Here is a 16,653-nt window from a genome sequence, read left to right as displayed (position 1 = left end):
ACGGATTGCCAGCCAGGCGACCGGCGCAAACAGAAACGCCCCGGCAAGCCGGGGCGTTCTGGGGATCACACGGAGGTTACAGCGTTAGCGCACACCGTCCTGGCGAAGCGCTGCAGGGGTGAAGTCACTGGTGTTGGCCGTGAAGCCGAAGTCGTAGGCTTTCTTCTCTTCGTTCTTCATGCCCAGCGCCAGGTAACGACCGGACTGCAGGTCGTAGATCGTCTCGAGGGTGTACCACGGCACCTGAACGTTGTAGTAGTCCTGGGAATGGGCTTCCGCCACACGCCACAGCTGGCCGCGACCGTCGTAGTGGTCGATCACTGCCGCCTGCCAGGTGTCTTCGTCAATGTAGAAGTCACGTTTGGCATAGATATGACGCTGACCGGGCTTGAGGGTTGCCACCACATGCCAGACACGGCGCAGCTCATAACGGGTCAGGTCCTGGTTGATGTGGCCGGCCTTGAGGATGTCCGCGTACTTCAGGTTCGGCGAGTCGAGCTTATAGCTGTTGGAGGCGATGTACATCTCCTTCTTGCCTTCAAGCTTCCAGTCGTAGCGATCCGGCGCGCCGTTGTACATGTCCAGGTTGTCGGAGGTACGCAAGCCATCCGCCGCCGTACCCGGGCCGTCATAGGACACTTGCGGGGCACGCCGCACACGACGCTGACCGGCGTTGTAGACCCACGCCAGGCGCGGTTCCTTGACCTGGTCGAGGGTTTCGTGAACCAGCAGCACACCACCGGCCAGACGCGCCGGCGCCGTCACTTTCTGCTTGAAGTAGAAGAGGATGTTGCCCGGGTTGTTCGGGTCGTAATCCTTCATCTTGTCGCGGAAAACGAACTGGTCCTGGAAGGACACCAGGCTGTACGAACCGTTGGCCTGAGGGGTGGCCTGGGTCACCAGGCGGGTCACGCTGCCACCGCGATAACGGGTGATGTGGTTCCAGATGACCTCTACGCCACTCTGTGGAATCGGGAAAGGAATGGCTGTCTTGAAGTTCTCAAGGCCGTTACCGCCCTGCACCAGCTTGGTGGCGGTGGCGTTTTCCTTGATCGCCGCAAACACCTCGTCGGGAACGGTAGAACCACGGTGCGTCGGGTAGACCGGAATCGTGTAGGTGTCAGGGTAGCGCTTGAACATCGCGACCTGGCCCGGCGCCAGCTTGTCTTTGTACTGATCGACGTTCTGCGCCGTGATGGTGAACAGCGGCTTCTCGTTACCGTAAGGGTCGGCGAGGAACCCTTTGGCATCCACCGAGCCGGCGGTTTTCGGCAACGGGCTCCAGGCCGGGATCGAACCATTGGCGTTAGGGCCCTTTTCAGCCCCCATCGGTGTCAGGCTGGCGCCGAGCTTGGCGGCTTCGCTGGCGGGAACGGCTGCCATGACGCTGCTGGCCAGCAGGGTCAGGCCCAGCACACCGGCTTGCAGCAAACTCTTGGTTGTTTTCATAGTTGTGCTCTTCCTGAATCAGTGCGCTTAAAAGTTCACGCCGAAACTGAGGGCGATGAAGTCGCGGTCGTCCACCGTGGTGTACTTGCCATCAAAGAAGTTGGTGTACGACAGGCTGGTGGTGTAGGTGTTCTGGTACTCGGCATCCAGGCCCAGGCTGACGGCTTTACGGCCTTCCTCGAAGTTGCCGCCAGGGCCTGGGGAGTAGCCGGAAACGTCATGGGACCAGGCGATGTTCGGCTTGAGGTTGACCCCGGCAAAGACGTCGTTGTAATCCCAGATGGCCCGTGCGCGGTAACCCCAGGAGGTGCTGGTGGTGAAACCGTCATCTTCGCAATTGCGGCTGAGGTTGGCAGTTGAGGCACCTGGGCCCGCACCGTTGATTGTGCCGGTGTTGAGAATTGCCGAGCAGGTATTCAGCCCACCAGTGGCCGGTAGCGGGCCTGGGCCGTAGACCGGGTCACGGCCATAACGCAGTTTGCTGGAGTCCTCCAGGCCACCCACATGGGTAACCCCCAACTCGCCGACAACGGTCAGGCGGCTGGCGCCCATGACCTGATCGAAGAAGTGAGTCAGGGTGGTCTGGAACTGGGTGACTTCCTTGCGACGGTAGCCGTGCTGGTCCTCGCCCGGCACGCCGGTCAGCAGGGAGGCATTGGTGTATGGGCCACCCAGCGGCACCACAGCGGAGTACAGGATATCGGTGGTATTGAGCTGCACCGGAGCGTTTGGCCGGTAGCTGATTTCACCACTCCAGGCCGTGCCAGTAGGCAAGGTGGTCGAGAAGCTCAGCCCGTATAGACGAATGTCCTCGGGATACTCGACAAAGTAACTGGAGTTCCCGGCAACAACCAACGGAGCCAAGCGTCCAAAATTGCCGGCCGCCTGATACACCGAAGGGTCTGCGCCGGTAGCACTGAAAATAGGCGCACGGCTGTGGTAGTTCATGAAGTACGCGCCGAATTCGGTATCCAGCGGTTCGAACATGTAGCGGAACGCTACCCCGAACTGACCGCTGTCACGCGCATCGCGGTCGGCACTGCGGCGCACCAGCACACCTTCCTCGTTGATATCGACACCATTGGCCGCAAGCAAGGGCAAGGCCGCCCCGGGAACGCTACGGCTGCTGTTCAGCAGGCGCAGATTGTTCGAGCAACCATCCGCGATGATGTCCGGCTGCGAGAAGAAGGTGCCGCAGTTGTCCACTACGGTCTGGTCCCACTCGATCTGGTAGAACGCTTCGGCAGACAGGTTGTCGGTCAGGCTCTGGGAAACATAGAACATGTTGACCGGGATCAGGCCCTCCTTCACCTCGGCGCCTGGCCGACGGAAAGCCGCCACATCAATCGGGTTGATCGAGTTGATGCCGTTACCGATAAAAGTACTCTCACCCCAGCTCACCACCTGCTTGCCCAGGCGCACCGAACCGGGTTGATCGGCGATGGAATAGTTGTGGTACACGAAGGCATCAAGAATCTGCCCGCCAGAAGACTGTGCGCCTTCCTTGCGGTTGGAGTCGCTGATGTCCTTGAACTCGCGATGTTCATCCTTGAGTTCGAAGTCGTACCAGTACTTGCCGCGCACAAATACGCCGGTATCGCCGTACTTCAACTCCAGGTCATGGATGCCCTTGAAGATCTTCGAGAAGGTCTCACCGCGCTTGAAGTTCAGGTGGCCATCGTCAGAAGTCTGCGAAAGCCCCTTGCCGCCGTTGTTGACGCCGATCAGGTTCTCGTTCGGCTTGGCTGTCGACCAGCTAGCCCCAACGGACAGCGACGAATCGAACTGGCCTTCGATTTCACCGATGTTGAAACTGACGCCGAATGCTGGGCCAGCGAGCGTAGAAGCGAGGCTGACGGCCAAAGGCAGTTTTGCCCGACGCCAAAACAGATGTGCAGATGTCATCGACGCTACTCCATGTTCTTTATTTTTATGGCAGTGAGTCCTTCTAAAAACGGCGCAATGGAATGCATGCTCAATTGCACTTCCCCCCCGTTCCTAAAAATCCCCTGGGCCGACTATAGCCAGCAGGTACCAGGGCTTGATCCCTCTAAAGTGTGATTTGTTGTGTACAAGCAGGCAGGCATGGCCCTAATGGGCATGCCCCTGCCTGAGCGGCGCCAAGCATGGCTGAAAATTACCGTTTTACAAGTCGCGAGGTGTCTGGCTCGGGGTTCGCACCGCGACCGGCGCGAACCCCGGGGGCTCAGAGCGTGGAAAGAAAGGTGCTGTTACTGGCCTGCCATTGAATGACATCGAGGCGGATACGCTTCTTGTCGAGCTTGCCAACACTGGTCTTGGGAATTTCGGTAACAAGGGCGATCTGAGTGGGGATAGCCCACTTGTTGATATGGCCCAATTCCACGAACGGTTTCAGGTGCTCCTTGAGGCCCCTGGCGTCAATGCTGTGCCCCTCGCGCACCACCAACAATGCGAACGGCCGCTCCCCCCACTGCGGATCGGCGATACCGACCACCGCGACCTCACGCACCGCAGAATGACGACTGATCAGGTCTTCGAGCTCCAGGGAAGACACCCATTCGCCACCGGTCTTGATCACATCCTTGATCCGGTCGCGAATGTCGATCACGCCCATGCTGTCCAGTGTGGCCACGTCGCCGGTGTGCAACCAGCCGCCGTCCCAGAGCTCGGCGCCCTTCTGCTCCTCACGGAAATACCCCATGGTCAGCCAAGGGGCTCGCAGCACCAACTCGCCCTGGGACTCACCGTCAGCAGGCAGGAAGTTGCCGTCACTGTCGATGATCGCCGCCTCTACCAGGGGTACCGGTACACCGGCCTTGATCCGGTACGTGATGCGCTCATCCTCGTTGCCCGCGAGCAACTCATCGTTCAGGTGAGCGCAGGAAACCAGCGGGCAGGTTTCCGACATGCCATAAGCCGCCGTGAGCTGGATACCGCGGGCCTTGGCCGCCTCATATAGCGCACGGTTCAGGGCGCTGCCGCCGATGATGATCTTCCAGCCGGCAAAGTCCTGGGCCTGCGCGCCCTTGGCGTTGAGCAGCATCTGCAGGATGGTCGGCACGCAATGGGAGAAGGTGACCTTTTCCTTGCGCCACAGCTCCACCAGCAGCTCCGGGTCGTAACGCCCAGGGTAAACCTGCTTGATACCGAGCATGGTCGCCACATAAGGGATACCCCAGGCATGCACGTGAAACATCGGGGTGATCGGCATGTACACATCGTTGCTGCCGAGCAGGCGGACGCTGTCGATGCTGCCGGTCACAGCCGCTGCACCCAAGGTGTGCAGCACCAGTTGCCGGTGCGTGAAGTACACCCCTTTCGGGTTGCCGGTCGTGCCGGTGGTATAGAACGTCGTTGCCACCGAGTTTTCGTTGAAATCCGGAAAGTCGTAACGCGGGCTGGCCGCAGCCAGCAGCTGTTCGTACTCACCGATCAGGTTTGGCAACTCGGCGGTTTTTGACTCGCCATCGGTCAACAGCAGCGTCTTTTCAACGGTGGTCAGGTGACCGGCAATAGCCTGATAAAGGCCGACAAAATCACTGTTGACCAGCACGAAACGGTCTTCGGCGTGATTCATCGTGTAGAGAATCTGTTCCGGCGACAGGCGCACATTGATGGTGTGCACCACCGCACCAATCATCGGAATGGCAAACATGCACTCCAGGTAACGGTGACTGTCCCAATCCATCACCGCCACCGTGTCGCCCGCCTTGACCCCTGCCTCGGTCAATACGTTGGCCAACCTTGCAATACGCTCATTCAGGGTGAGGTAGCTGTAGCGCAGCTGGTCGCGGTAAACGATCTCGCGGGTTTTCTCGTAGCGGCCGCCAGACATCAGCAAGCGCTTGATCAGCAACGGGTACTCATAAGCGCCCTCGGCAGGGGCAATGACGCGAGTCTGCAACATGAAGTGTCCCTTTTCTGAAGTGCATGGTCTGGGTCAAAACAGACCTTCACTTTAGAACGCCGCTGCGCCGTCCAAATCAGCCAAAGGAATGATTTGAACGACGCCGGGATCAGCGGCCTGCTGGCAACGGCATCGATCAATGCATCTCGGTAAACGCGATCTTGATACCCAGCGCCACCAGTACAGCCCCCATGGCACGGTCGAACCAGTGCCCCATGCGGGCAAAACCGGCACGCACCCGCTGTTGGCTGAACAACATCGCCACCAGGCAGAACCACAGGCCAGTGGCCAGTGCCAGGTACACACCATAACCTGCCTGTACCAGCAGGGGGGTATGCGGGTTGATGACGACCGTGAACAGCGACAGGAAGAACAAGGTGGCTTTCGGGTTCAGGCCGTTGGTCATGAAACCGGCGACAAAGGCACCGCGCGGGGTGCGCTCTACCGTTGCAGCCTGCACCTCATCGCTACCAGGCTTGGCGGGGCGGGCACGCAAGGCCTTGAAGCCGATGTACAAGAGGTACGCCGCCGCCAGCCACTTCAGCGCATTGAACAGCATGATCGATTGCGACACGATCAGCCCGATGCCCAGCAGCGAATAGCCCACATGCAGGAAGATCGCTGTTCCCACGCCAAATGCAGTCCAGGTACCTGCACGTCGACCATGGGTCACGCTTTCACGAACCACGACCGCGAAGTCCGGGCCGGGGCTGGCGACCGCCAGCAAGTGAATCAGGGCAACGGTGAGAAACTCAGCCCAATACATGGGGACTCCTTGTCACGGATTTAAGTAAGGTGCCTACCTTAGACCAGTCGATACCCCGAGCAACAGACACAGTTACCAACGATTTTTTGCTTGACTCTACCGTTAGGGGCAGACTCTACCCTCATCGACTTCATCCTGTAGTTGGAGTCACCATGAGCAAACGTATTCTGGTCGTTCTTGGCCACCCCTCATCCGACAGCTTTTGTGCCGCGCTGACCGACACCTATGTCAAAGCCGCCACCGAAGCAGGCAACGAGGTTCGCCTGCTGAACCTCCCGGCACTGGATTTCGATCCGGTCCTGCATGAGGGTTACAAGGAGATCCAGGCACTTGAGCCCGACCTGTTGGACGCACAGAAGCAGATTCTCTGGGCGGATCACCTGACCTTCGTTTACCCGATCTGGTGGGGCGGCATTCCGGCCTTGCTCAAGGGCTTCTTCGACCGGGTCTTCCTGCCTGGGTTCGCCTTCAAATACCGCAGCGACTCCGCTTTTCCGGACAAGTTGCTCAAGGGACGAACAGCCCACCTGCTGGTGACCATGGACACGCCCCCGTGGTACTACCGCTGGATCTACCGCATGCCCGGCCTGCACCAGATGCGCAAGACCACGCTGGAGTTCTGCGGTATCAAGCCGACCCGCACCCTGACGTTCGGGCCGATTCTTGGCTCGAAACCGGCACAGCGCGAAACCTGGCTGGCCCAGACCCGAACCCTCGCCGGTCGCTAAGACGTACACGGCGGCACCCCGCTGCCGCCCTGGCAGCGGGGTCGGCGGGTTCCCGCCCGTAGTTCCTTGTGTAAAGATGGCGCGCCAAACGTCAACCCACCGCCCCCAGCCCCGCTCCACCGGGTGCGGCTGGTGCGTTGGCATGTGCGTTGCCATCAATCAAGGAACGAAGGGACTATCGATGTACATCGGCAAAGCGGCCCAGCTTTCAGGCACCACCGTCAAATGCATCCGCCACTATGAAAAGATCGGTTTGCTGCCCGAGCCCGTGCGCGAAGGCAAGTACCGGATCTACAGCCAGCAGATTGTCGAACTGCTGTCGTTCATCAAATGCGCTCAGCAACTGGGCTTCAAGCTCAAGGAAATGCAGGCGATTTTCCAGGACTACCGTGGCGAGGAAATTCCCTGGGACCTGGCCCAGCAGGCGATCGCCAACAAAAAGCACGAATTGCGCGCCCAGATCGACAAGCTGCAAAGCCTGCATGATGGCCTGGTCGAATTTGAAGCCAGCGTTCAGGACGCCCGCGAGCAATGCAGCTTCGAGCAGAGCCGCCTGGAACAGGCGCACCCTGTGCCGGGCTGAAAGCGCCTGTACCAGATACTGCGTCGATACAGGCGCTGCGCGTGCCTAGCCGGTCACGCCCTGAGGATGCGCGACCCGTGACTCGCCTGCCCCGTGTGGCTTGATAGCAGCGAAGAACCATGGCGAGATCAACGTCACCAGCAGCAACGTCGTCACGCCACTGGAGAACAGCGCCAGAGCGACCAGTACCCCAAGATCGACGATCGGCTTGTAGTCCGAGAAGAACAACGCCATGAAACCGACCGAGAAGATCACCACGTTGACCAAGGTCGAACGGCCAACGCTCTGCATCGCTTCAAGGATCGCGTCGTCGATGCCCATCCCCTGCTCCACGAGGAACTTCATCCGTGACAGCAGGTGTACTGCGTAGTCGACCACACCGACCACCAGGAACGTTACCAACGTCGTACCGATGTTCAGTTCAATGTCCAGCAGGTACATGAAACCGTAGACGGTGACCGAGGTGGTCAACAGGGTCAGCATACCCAGCAGACCAAGCCGTACCGACTTGAGCCAGAACATCATCATCAGCGTTACCACCACCAGCGCCAGGGTAAAGCTCAACACCTGGCCTTGGGTGATTTCCTGCAGTACACCGGTCCAGATGTACGCGGTCCCCGCATGCGTCACCTCAAGGTGAGCCGGTTTGTTCTGCCTCACCCAGGCATCAAGCCGGTCGAGCATGGCCTGGTAGTCGCCCGCAACCGAGGAGGTCATGGTGTACAAGGTCACGGCCTTTGAGTAATCGGCATTGAGCACGTTGCGCAGGTCAGAGCCACCGCCGTTCTCGAACAGCATGATGTGCTGCTCGATCAACGCATTGCCGTCAACCTCGAAACGCTCCGGCTTGCCGTCCTCGTCGAAGCCCTGCACCTGTTCACGAACCGACGGCACGCGCAGGTAGTCCGGGTTCATGTCGTTGAGCACCAGGTTCATGCGCTTGATGTAGGTCGCCAGCGAGTAGGTGTAACTGACGTGCGGCTGAGCGCGAATGAACTGGTCGAGCTTGTCGAGGAACTGCACCACCTCGGTATCGAGCATGCCGCGTGGTGCCTTGCTGTCAAAGGCGATCCAGCCCGGCGCGGTTCCCGCGACATGGGCGCGGTTGATGAACTCGTCCGAGGTACGTACCGCGCTGTCCGGCTTGAAGTAGGCAATGCCGGAGTCTTCGATGTCGACCATGAAGGTGAACACACTCATCAGCGCCAACAATGGCAGGCTCAGCAGTAACGCCGGCTTGCGCCGCCGAATCAGCCAGGCACAGCACTTGACCAGGTACACCGACAGCATCGACTCCTTGCCCACCACCGCCCGTTTGCCGGGTGCCTGGTCCTTGCCCCAGACGAAGATCCAGGCCGGAATCAGCAACAGCGAGATAATCAGCGCCGCCGTCAGGCCGATGGACATGAACACGCCAAAATTCCGGATGCTGACGATGTTGTTGGTCGTCGAGATAACGAAGGTGGCAATGGTCGTCGCGGTGGTCAGCACCACCGGCGTCACCATCAACCGCATCGTCTGGCGCGCAGCCTCACGATGGGGTTTGCCGGCATTAAGCTGCTCGTAGTACTCGGCCATGACGTGAATGGCGTCGGCACAACAGATGGTGAACAGGAACACCGGCAACACGCTGGTCAACAGGTCGAACGGCACCTTGAACAGGGCCATCAGGCCCAGGGTCCAGACCGTACAGAAGAGGATGTTGAACAACGGCAGCATGACACCCAGCGGCTTGCGGAAGAAAAACACCAGCAACAGGGTGACCAATATGAAAACCACCGGAAACAGCACCGCAACGTCGTGGTCGATGATCTCCTGCTGAGCGGCGATAAAAATCGGCATCCCGGCAATGAACACCTCATCCTTGAACTGCGGGTGCGTCGCCTGATAGTCGGCGACCATCTGGCGCACCTGCTGATAAGCCCGCAACTGCGCCTGTGCATCGTCCTGCTTGGTGCCCAGTTCCGCCACCACCAGCGCTACGCGCTTATCCGGTGACACGACCCCGCCGACCAGCAGCTCGTTGTTCATCACCAACGCCTCGACCTCTGCCGGGTTCATGTCATAGGCATTGAGGGTCTTGTGAATCCATAGCTGGCCATCTTCACCGAGGCTGATGTTTTCGGTGTCGGCAATGGAGGCCATTTCCTGGATCGGGTTGACCCGCTCAGCCAGATAGCGCAAAAACTGCTGATCGTGACTGTCCCAATGGTTGGCCAGGGCATGGTCGCGCAAACGTCGCAATTCACGCTGATCGTTCTGGGCAAAACCACCGGCCAGAACATCCTCCACGATTGCCTGCGCCGTCGAGTCCTTGGGGTGCCGGGCAACCAGTTGTTGAAGGGTTTCACGGTCCTGTTCGTTGGCCAGCATGAGCTGGCGCATCGAACGGGACATCGAATACAGCGCATTGAGCGACTCGCCGTTGAACACGCCCTCAGGGTTACTGAAGGCGACCATCACCGAGTCGTAGGTCCCGGTGAACTCCTTCTGCAAGTCAAGGATGGTCTTGCGCGACGGGTGCGTCTCCTTGAGCAGATAAGGGTTGGTATCGGCCATCAAGGCGCCGAGCGTGTAGGTAAACCAGGCTGTGATCGCCACCAGCACGAAGACGATCAGCTTCGCGTGGCGCTCAACGATGTTCAGGTATCTTTCCATGACGTGAGTACGATCCTTCAACGCGTCGACACAGTGTATTCAGGCGTGTCGCCGCTTTTCAGGCCACGGCGGATGGCGGTCTGGGTGAACAGGCGGTCGTCCAGCTCGACGTTGTACTGCAAGCGGTTGAAGCGCAGTTGCGAGCGAGTGCCATTGACGAAGTGCTCGGTCTCGCTGAGGGTAATGCTGTCGACGTTATCGATGGTTTCGACTTTCTGGGTGCGCAACTGCTTGATCATCACCCCGCGAACATCAAAGAAGTCCTGGCGCATCACCAGGAAGTTCTGTTTGTCGATCCAGACCTTGAGCTTGTTGTACCCGGTCTTGGCCAGCACCTGATCAGACGTGGGCTCACGCTCGATGACGTAGCAATCGCGACCGTTGATCGTGTCTTCACCCATGAGCGTCTGGCGATAATCAGTGACCCGGATCTTGTCCAGGTCGGCATAGGAAAAGTCGCTACCCATGAACGAGCCACGCTTGTCGGTGGTGGAGATCCGGCGGGTCTGACGGCTGACCGGCAGGTACATCCACTGGCTGTCTTCCTGTCCCAGCACTTCACGCGGGTTTTCGATGTGAAAAGCCACGTCACGCACATCGCTCGGTGCGGAGAAATGCATGGTGAACTTGTCACTCTCCGGGTAATCCTTTTGCAGGTAGGTGAACTCGCGCACGCGGGTGTTGCCCTGCTTGTCCACCAGGACCAGCGAGACCTGCGACATGAAACTCTTGCCGTCATTGCGGTCGCGGGCCTGACGAATAACGTCGTCAGCGGTAAGTGCCTGGGCGGCAAAGGTCGCGGTACTGGCCAGCATCATCACAACGGCCGACAGGCCCTTCATTAGCGGCAACATGAACATGTCCTTTTTCATTGTCTGGTAGAGGGTTTCAGAACAGGTAACCGGCGGAGACTCGAACCTGGTCATAGGCGTCGTACTCGCCGAACGGGCGCTCCTGACGACCGGCGAAAAAGTCGACTTCCAGGCCCAGCTTCAGCCAGTCCACTGGCTTGTAGGTGAAAATGCCCTGCATCAGCAGGTCATCGCCGGCGGGCGGTGACATCGCCAGCACCAGGCGGGTCTTGAGGCGGTCCTGGAAATGATTGCCTTCGCCCGACAGGGTAAACAGGTGATCACGACGGTCCTGGAGCATGCCGACCTGCCAGTCGAGCAGTTGCTGCTCCTGCCATTGCATGGAGATCAACCAATTGCGCCACAGGTAGTCGACGCCTAGCAGTGCTTTGAGCATCGGGCTTTCGTCCGTACCGTACTGGCGATAAGGGTTGCTCACCCGCCAATTGTCGAAATAAGCCACCTCGCTGCGGATCACGATGCTGTGCCCGGCATCAAAGGCCAGCCCGCTGCCGAGCATGGAGTAGCGGGGAAACTGCCGCTCCAGGGCGATCCGGCCATCGTCACTGAGCCCGCGCACGGCATACACCGGGTCTTGCTGACGGGCATTCAGGGCAACCACACTCACGTCCAGGCTGCCGACCCGGCCATTGGCACTCAGGCCGTAGCCGAAGCCGGATGCACCGTCGTAATCCGGGCTGGACTCAACCGCGAACACGGTGGGGTCCGGGCGGGCGAACAGCGGCGCATCGAACTCACTGCCCTGCGCCGGCAAATGGTTCTTGATGAACTCGGTTATCCACAACGCCTCCAGCTCCCACTCGCCGAGCGGTTGGGTCAGGCGCACCATCGGCGCGGCGATACGGCTGTCTTCAAGCAACGCCGTCAGGCCCTCGCGGTAGTCGATAGCGTTGACCTGATCGAGCACCCGCAACTCATCGGCCCGGCCCCACACCACTTGCTGCCAGCCGACGGTGAGCTCACCGTCGCCGACGTAGTGGCCCCAGTACAACTGGCGCCAGTCCGCAGTGAAGCGGTAATCGTCGCGCGCCTCATCACTGTAAGGGTTGTTGCCGTCATAGCGGGCGTCGTAGCGCACCCGCCCACGGGCCTTGTAATAACCACTGTCCCAGCTGTCTTCGAGAGCAGCCTTGAAGTAGCCCATTTTCTGCGTAACACGGTCGTCGCCGTGCAAACGCACGGCGCTGGCCACCCCCACCTCGCCTTCGGCATGCTCGGGCATCATCTCGGCACTGGCTGATGCGGCATGAACCAGCACCAGTACTACCAGCCACCTCAATCCGGATTTTCGACTGCACATGCCTACATCCCCAACCCGACGCCACCGTCGATCATGAGGCTTTGTGCGGTGACACCACCGGCTTCGGGGCTGGCCAGGTAACGCACCATGGCCGCCACTTCCGCAGACGCAATAAAGCGCCGCATTGGCAGCTTTTTCTTGGCGTTGCGCAGAATTTCCTGCTGGCTGATCCCCGCGATTCGCGCCTGTACAGCCAACTCACCCTGCAACATCGGCGTATCGATCCAGGCCGGGAGGATGGCATTGACGGTAATGCGTCGCGGCGCCAGGTCCAGCGCCAGAGCCTTGGTCATGCCGATGATGCCGTGCTTGGAAGCACAGTACGCGGTGTTGCGCACCTTGCCGGCTCGCCCAAGAATCGAGGCCATGTTGATGATTCGACCGCCACTGGCCAGCAAAGGCAGGCACAACGAAGTGACCTGGAAGGTCCCCGTGAGGTTGACCGAAATCACCCGCTGCCAGTTGTCCAGGTCTTCGGGCTCGTTCTCATTGCAAATACCGGCACTGTTGACCAACACATCAACGTGACCAATACGTGCGGACAAGTCCTGGAAAAACGCCTGCAGGCGCGGCAAGTCGGCAATGTCGGCCGCATGGGTTTCAACGCGCGCCTGCCAGCTATGCTCGGCAACCCAGCCCTGCAGTTCGGCAACGTCCAGGTCGAGCAGCAACAGGTGATTGCCGGGGGCGTCAAAGGCCTCGGCGACAGCGCGACCAATGCCTTTGGCAGCTCCGGTGATCAGAACGGTACGAGGCTGGCTCATGGCATTTTCATCCCGCCGTTGACCGACAACACTTCACCGGTCAGGTAGTGCCCTTGCTCGGCCAGGTACAGCACCGCCGCAGCGATTTCCGCGGGCTTGGCACAGCGCTTGATCAACAGCCGCGCATTGATGTCGTCGGCATGGGCACCCATCAGTGCCGCACTCATCTCCGTTTCCACCAACCCCGGAGCCACGGCATTGACACGAATGTTGCGCGGTGCCAACTCGACCGCCAGGGCCCGGGTCAGCGCTTCGACACCGCCCTTGGCAGCGGCATAGTTGCTTTGGCCACGCCCCGGCTTCTGTGCCGCCACGGAACTGATGTTGACGATGCAGCCACGACGCTGGCGCATCATGCCCGGAATCGCCTGCTGGCAGCACAACAGCGTGCCGATCAGGTTGGTCTGAATCACTTCGGTGATGTCTTCCAGGCTCTGGGTAGCCAGCAGGCCATCCCGGGTGATCCCGGCATTGTTCACCAGCAGGTCGATATGACCGAGCCAGCTTTCGGCTTCCTGAAAAAAGCCGGTCACACTGTTCAAGTCACGAACGTCACAGGCCAGCGCCAGGGCCTCATGGCCTAATGCCCGGGTCTCATCACACACCGATTGCGCCGCTTCACGGCCACGCACATAGCTGAACGCGACCCGATAGCCAGCAGCGGCCAAGGCCAGTACCAACGCCTTGCCGATGCCACGGCTGCCGCCGGTCACCACGGCAGTCTTATTAGTCATGGGTATTCCTCAGAGCGAATTGTCGGTTTTGAACTGCGCCAGGCCAAAGCCATGCAACCGGGCCAAGGCACGAATCTGCTGGACCTGCTCACGGCTGATATCTCCGTAGGAGTAGTGCTGGTTCATGCCGGCCAGGCCCATCAGGACCGACTCTGCCATGCAGGCATACAACTGCCCCTGCTTCAGGTAGGCACGAACGTTGCTCGCCAGACCATCGCCCAGCGGCGTCTGGACGATGCCGCCATGCATGTACAGCACGTCCGGACGCTGGCCAGGCAGTGCCTGGTCGACGTTCAGCGGAACGGCGATGTCGCAGATCACACTGCGCTCGGCAAAATGCTCGGCGTTGAGGAATGGTTGCGGCGCGTTGGCGGCGCACAACACGATGCGTGCCTGACGCAGGTCTTGCAGGTCGTTGCTGACCCGAATCCAGGCGTTGCTTCCCATTTGCTGATCGACCAGGCGCTGAATACGCTGGCCGAGGTCGCTCTGGCTGGCATGGCTGTCGAGCAACGCCTGGAAACCCTCCAGATCAAGCAGACGACGAGCCAGACGGTCCTGCTCGACACGCCCCTTGAGCACCGAGCGGGCCGCGTCGGCGTAGATCAGTTGCGCGGTCTTTTCCAGACGGCGCAACGAGCCTTCGCGGCCACTGCCAATAAGGATCAGGCGCTCGACCGACTCCGACAACAACGAAGCGTAAGTCGAAGCGACGTTGCCAGCCGCACCGACAACGGCCGCCGTTTGTGCCGACAGCTCCAGCCCCTGCTGCAGGCAGCCCTGCTCAATCGCCTCAAGGCCCATGCCGATAGTCAGGGCGTTGCCTGAGGTCAGAGCCATATCGGCGATCTTCAGGGCTTGGCAGTTGTTGGTGACAATCGAGGTGTACATGCCAAGGCCGGCAATGCGATTGCCGTCGGCGCGGGCATCGAGGATACGGTTGCCGACCTCATCGCGAATCACATCCAGCTCGCCACTGGCGATGTAGGCGGCCATGTCATTGGAGTCCATGCACAGCGGGTAGAGGGTGAACTCCACGGCGGTGCCCAGACGCGAACGAATCAGTACCGGCCCTATCGGCGCCACACGCCGCTCGGGCCGGGTGCGCTGGATGAAGGCCCGCTTCTGCTCGGCAGTGAGCAGCCCCAGGGAGGGGTCGGCGTCGCTCAAGGCGTCGGCGTCGATCAGGTGGTTGATGAAGGCAACCCGTGCCACCACCGGTGTGTGCGGGTCGGCCAGCAAACCGCGGTCCGCCACTGCAAACGTGGTACTGCGTGCATCGACCCGGTCGACAGTGTCGGCGCACACGCCGGCCGCCAGCGGGAAAGCATCCCCTCGCTGCAGCAGGTCGCAGACCTTGCTCAGGGCCACGATCAACGCGTCGATCTCGGCAAAACTGATGCAGGCAGGCGGCTCCAGACGCAGCACATTGGAGTTGCTGCCCGACGGCGCCACACGCATGGCCTCGAACTTGAGCAAGTAACCCGCAATCATGTAACCCAGTGCATCGTTGTACTGGGCCGATGCCTGCACCACCGAACCACCAGCAGCGACATCATGCAGCTCGATCCCGAGCAACAGGCCGCGCCCACGAACATCGGCAATGACCTGCGGGTAGGCGGTCTGCAATTCAAGCAGGCCGCGCTTGAGGTACTCACCTTTCTCACGCACCGCCTTGAGCATGGCCTGATCGTCGGCAAACAGTCGTTTCAGGGCCGATCGGGCGATCTGGCAGGACGCCTCGTCCTCGGCGAAGGTCGAGCTGTGGATATAGCTGAAGTCGTCCTGATAGTGGCTGGCGCGAATCACTGTCGCGGCTATCTTCATCAGGCCACCACCCAGGGCCTTGGACAGGCAGTAGTAATCGCCCTGCAAGTTGAAATGCATACAGCCGAGGAAAGTGCCGGTACGACCGAAGCCAGCCTGTACTTCGTCAATGATCAACGGGCACTGCTGTTCGTTGCACAAGCGTCGCAAGGCGCGGTAGAAGTCCACAGGGTACTCACGAATACCGCCTTCACCCTGAATCGGCTCCAGCAGCACACCTGTCAGTGCGCTGAAGACCTGACGCTCAAGCTGCAGGCGCTCGCCATCCCAGCTCAAACCCAGCCAGTGGCGCTGATGCCGCGCCGCCAGGTCGGGCAGTTGCTCGATCTGCTGCGGATCGACAAACTCGACCTTCAATCCAAAACGTGCGAAAGGCTGGCGGTACTGCTTGCCATAGGTCAGTTGCACGGTGTTCACCAGCTTGCCGTGAAAGCTGCCGCGCAGGGCAATGAATACCGGCTCGACATACAACTGCGCCAGGTTGTACTGACGCAGAGCCTCGACCACCTGACGCACACTCACCTTGAGCAGGTTATCGGGCAGCAGCCCTGGCGGCAGCGCCAGGTCATCCCGGTCCAACTCACGGTAGGCACCGACGCGCTCAACCAACTGGGTCAGGGCATAATCGATGTCATCGAACTGTGCCTGCATGCGGTTCTGGCGGCTGAACTCAGCGTGCTTGACGGCAATTTCCACTGCTTCGGCACCGCTGTTGGAGAAGGTCGAAACATAGCGTTCGTCGGTCCCCAGCTCGCGATTGAACGCATCACTGAGCTCACGCCCGAGGTCGCCGGCTCCGCCTCGCACCGACAGCTGTGCGTTGAATGGCACGCCGTCACGCAGCAATGTGCCGAGTTGCTCAACGAACTGCGGGTCGTTGTGGCCGAACAGGGCCGCGCCGTAACCACCAAGAAAATCGGTGACCACGACCTCTTCGTCGCGTCCGTTGCGGTAGAACAACTGGCTACCTTGCGCCCGGCTGAACTGGCAATCCAGGCCTAAGGCCTGCATCAAGTCATAGTATTTCGGGCGAACAAATTCACGATAATTCATGCAGCTCAAATCCTTTGAAAAGGGGAACGT

12 protein-coding genes are annotated in these 16,653 nt (G+C 60.2%); 2 read left to right on the top strand and 10 right to left on the bottom strand.

What is annotated here, in order from left to right; translation table 11 throughout:
- Positions 1–84 precede the first annotated feature (84 nt).
- The 4 genes from AB7M23_RS10000 to AB7M23_RS09985 form a co-directional block, all read right to left on the bottom strand.
- The gene (locus AB7M23_RS10000) at positions 85–1,449 is read right to left on the bottom strand and encodes a DUF1329 domain-containing protein (protein ID WP_454240727.1); all 1,365 of its coding nucleotides are present in this window, start codon (positions 1,447–1,449) and stop codon (positions 85–87) included.
- Between the two features lie 27 nt (positions 1,450–1,476).
- Entirely contained in the window at positions 1,477–3,354 is a 1,878-nt protein-coding gene (locus AB7M23_RS09995; protein WP_102051854.1) for a DUF1302 domain-containing protein, read from the bottom strand.
- A gap of 301 nt (positions 3,355–3,655) precedes the next feature.
- The gene (locus AB7M23_RS09990) at positions 3,656–5,338 is read right to left on the bottom strand and encodes a fatty acid--CoA ligase (RefSeq protein ID WP_454240726.1); all 1,683 of its coding nucleotides are present in this window, start codon (positions 5,336–5,338) and stop codon (positions 3,656–3,658) included.
- 136 nt (positions 5,339–5,474) lie between these two features.
- A complete protein-coding gene (locus tag AB7M23_RS09985) occupies positions 5,475–6,104 on the bottom strand; it encodes a LysE family translocator (protein WP_454240725.1) in 630 nt (209 codons plus the stop codon).
- 152 nt (positions 6,105–6,256) lie between these two features.
- Here AB7M23_RS09985 and AB7M23_RS09980 point away from each other — a divergent pair, with 152 nt between their 5' ends.
- Together AB7M23_RS09980 and AB7M23_RS09975 are read left to right on the top strand one after the other, a co-directional pair.
- Positions 6,257–6,832, top strand: coding sequence for an NAD(P)H-dependent oxidoreductase (locus AB7M23_RS09980; protein WP_454240724.1), 576 nt, complete (start codon positions 6,257–6,259; stop codon positions 6,830–6,832).
- A gap of 181 nt (positions 6,833–7,013) precedes the next feature.
- Positions 7,014–7,415: a MerR family transcriptional regulator gene (locus AB7M23_RS09975; protein ID WP_454240723.1), complete on the top strand. Its 402-nt coding sequence runs from the start codon at positions 7,014–7,016 to the stop codon at positions 7,413–7,415.
- A gap of 45 nt (positions 7,416–7,460) precedes the next feature.
- Here the strand turns inward: AB7M23_RS09975 and AB7M23_RS09970 are convergent, their stop codons facing one another.
- The 6 genes from AB7M23_RS09970 to AB7M23_RS09945 all read right to left on the bottom strand — a co-directional run bounded on the left by AB7M23_RS09970 (position 7,461) and on the right by AB7M23_RS09945 (position 16,623).
- Positions 7,461–10,073, bottom strand: a complete 2,613-nt coding sequence (locus tag AB7M23_RS09970) for an efflux RND transporter permease subunit (RefSeq protein ID WP_454240722.1) — start codon at positions 10,071–10,073, stop codon at positions 7,461–7,463.
- Positions 10,074–10,090: 17 nt separating this feature from the next.
- Entirely contained in the window at positions 10,091–10,927 is an 837-nt protein-coding gene (locus tag AB7M23_RS09965; RefSeq protein ID WP_454240721.1) for an outer membrane lipoprotein-sorting protein, read from the bottom strand.
- A 34-nt stretch (positions 10,928–10,961) separates the two neighbouring features.
- Positions 10,962–12,170: a DUF1302 family protein gene (locus AB7M23_RS09960; protein WP_454242163.1), complete on the bottom strand. Its 1,209-nt coding sequence runs from the start codon at positions 12,168–12,170 to the stop codon at positions 10,962–10,964.
- 77 nt (positions 12,171–12,247) lie between these two features.
- Positions 12,248–13,009, bottom strand: coding sequence for an SDR family NAD(P)-dependent oxidoreductase (locus tag AB7M23_RS09955; protein WP_454240720.1), 762 nt, complete (start codon positions 13,007–13,009; stop codon positions 12,248–12,250).
- The gene (locus AB7M23_RS09950; RefSeq protein WP_454240719.1) at positions 13,006–13,743 is read right to left on the bottom strand and encodes an SDR family NAD(P)-dependent oxidoreductase; all 738 of its coding nucleotides are present in this window, start codon (positions 13,741–13,743) and stop codon (positions 13,006–13,008) included. Before AB7M23_RS09950 ends, AB7M23_RS09955 begins: the two co-directional genes overlap by 4 nt.
- A 9-nt stretch (positions 13,744–13,752) precedes the next feature.
- Complete coding sequence (locus AB7M23_RS09945) at positions 13,753–16,623, bottom strand: aminotransferase class III-fold pyridoxal phosphate-dependent enzyme (protein WP_454240718.1); 2,871 nt, start codon at positions 16,621–16,623, stop codon at positions 13,753–13,755.
- Between the last annotated feature and the right edge of the window lie 30 nt (positions 16,624–16,653).

The sequence above is a fragment of the Pseudomonas sp. HLS-6 TE3448 genome (genome assembly GCF_053629555.1).
This window is presented reverse-complemented; position numbering and strand designations above follow the sequence as displayed.

Excerpts from the sequence above, each read along its gene's own strand:
- AB7M23_RS09960 (WP_454242163.1), bottom strand. The coding sequence starts at position 12,170 with ATGATGCCCGAGCATGCCGAAGGCGAGGTGGGGGTGGCCAGCGCCGTG.
- AB7M23_RS09980 (WP_454240724.1), top strand. The coding sequence starts at position 6,257 with ATGAGCAAACGTATTCTGGTCGTTCTTGGCCACCCCTCATCCGACAGC.
- AB7M23_RS10000 (WP_454240727.1), bottom strand. The coding sequence starts at position 1,449 with ATGAAAACAACCAAGAGTTTGCTGCAAGCCGGTGTGCTGGGCCTGACC.
- AB7M23_RS09965 (WP_454240721.1), bottom strand. The coding sequence starts at position 10,927 with ATGTTGCCGCTAATGAAGGGCCTGTCGGCCGTTGTGATGATGCTGGCC.
- AB7M23_RS09995 (WP_102051854.1), bottom strand. The coding sequence starts at position 3,354 with ATGACATCTGCACATCTGTTTTGGCGTCGGGCAAAACTGCCTTTGGCC.
- AB7M23_RS09945 (WP_454240718.1), bottom strand. The coding sequence starts at position 16,623 with ATGAATTATCGTGAATTTGTTCGCCCGAAATACTATGACTTGATGCAG.
- AB7M23_RS09985 (WP_454240725.1), bottom strand. The coding sequence starts at position 6,104 with ATGTATTGGGCTGAGTTTCTCACCGTTGCCCTGATTCACTTGCTGGCG.
- AB7M23_RS09990 (WP_454240726.1), bottom strand. The coding sequence starts at position 5,338 with ATGTTGCAGACTCGCGTCATTGCCCCTGCCGAGGGCGCTTATGAGTAC.
- AB7M23_RS09970 (WP_454240722.1), bottom strand. The coding sequence starts at position 10,073 with ATGGAAAGATACCTGAACATCGTTGAGCGCCACGCGAAGCTGATCGTC.
- AB7M23_RS09950 (WP_454240719.1), bottom strand. The coding sequence starts at position 13,743 with ATGACTAATAAGACTGCCGTGGTGACCGGCGGCAGCCGTGGCATCGGC.
- AB7M23_RS09975 (WP_454240723.1), top strand. The coding sequence starts at position 7,014 with ATGTACATCGGCAAAGCGGCCCAGCTTTCAGGCACCACCGTCAAATGC.
- AB7M23_RS09955 (WP_454240720.1), bottom strand. The coding sequence starts at position 13,009 with ATGAGCCAGCCTCGTACCGTTCTGATCACCGGAGCTGCCAAAGGCATT.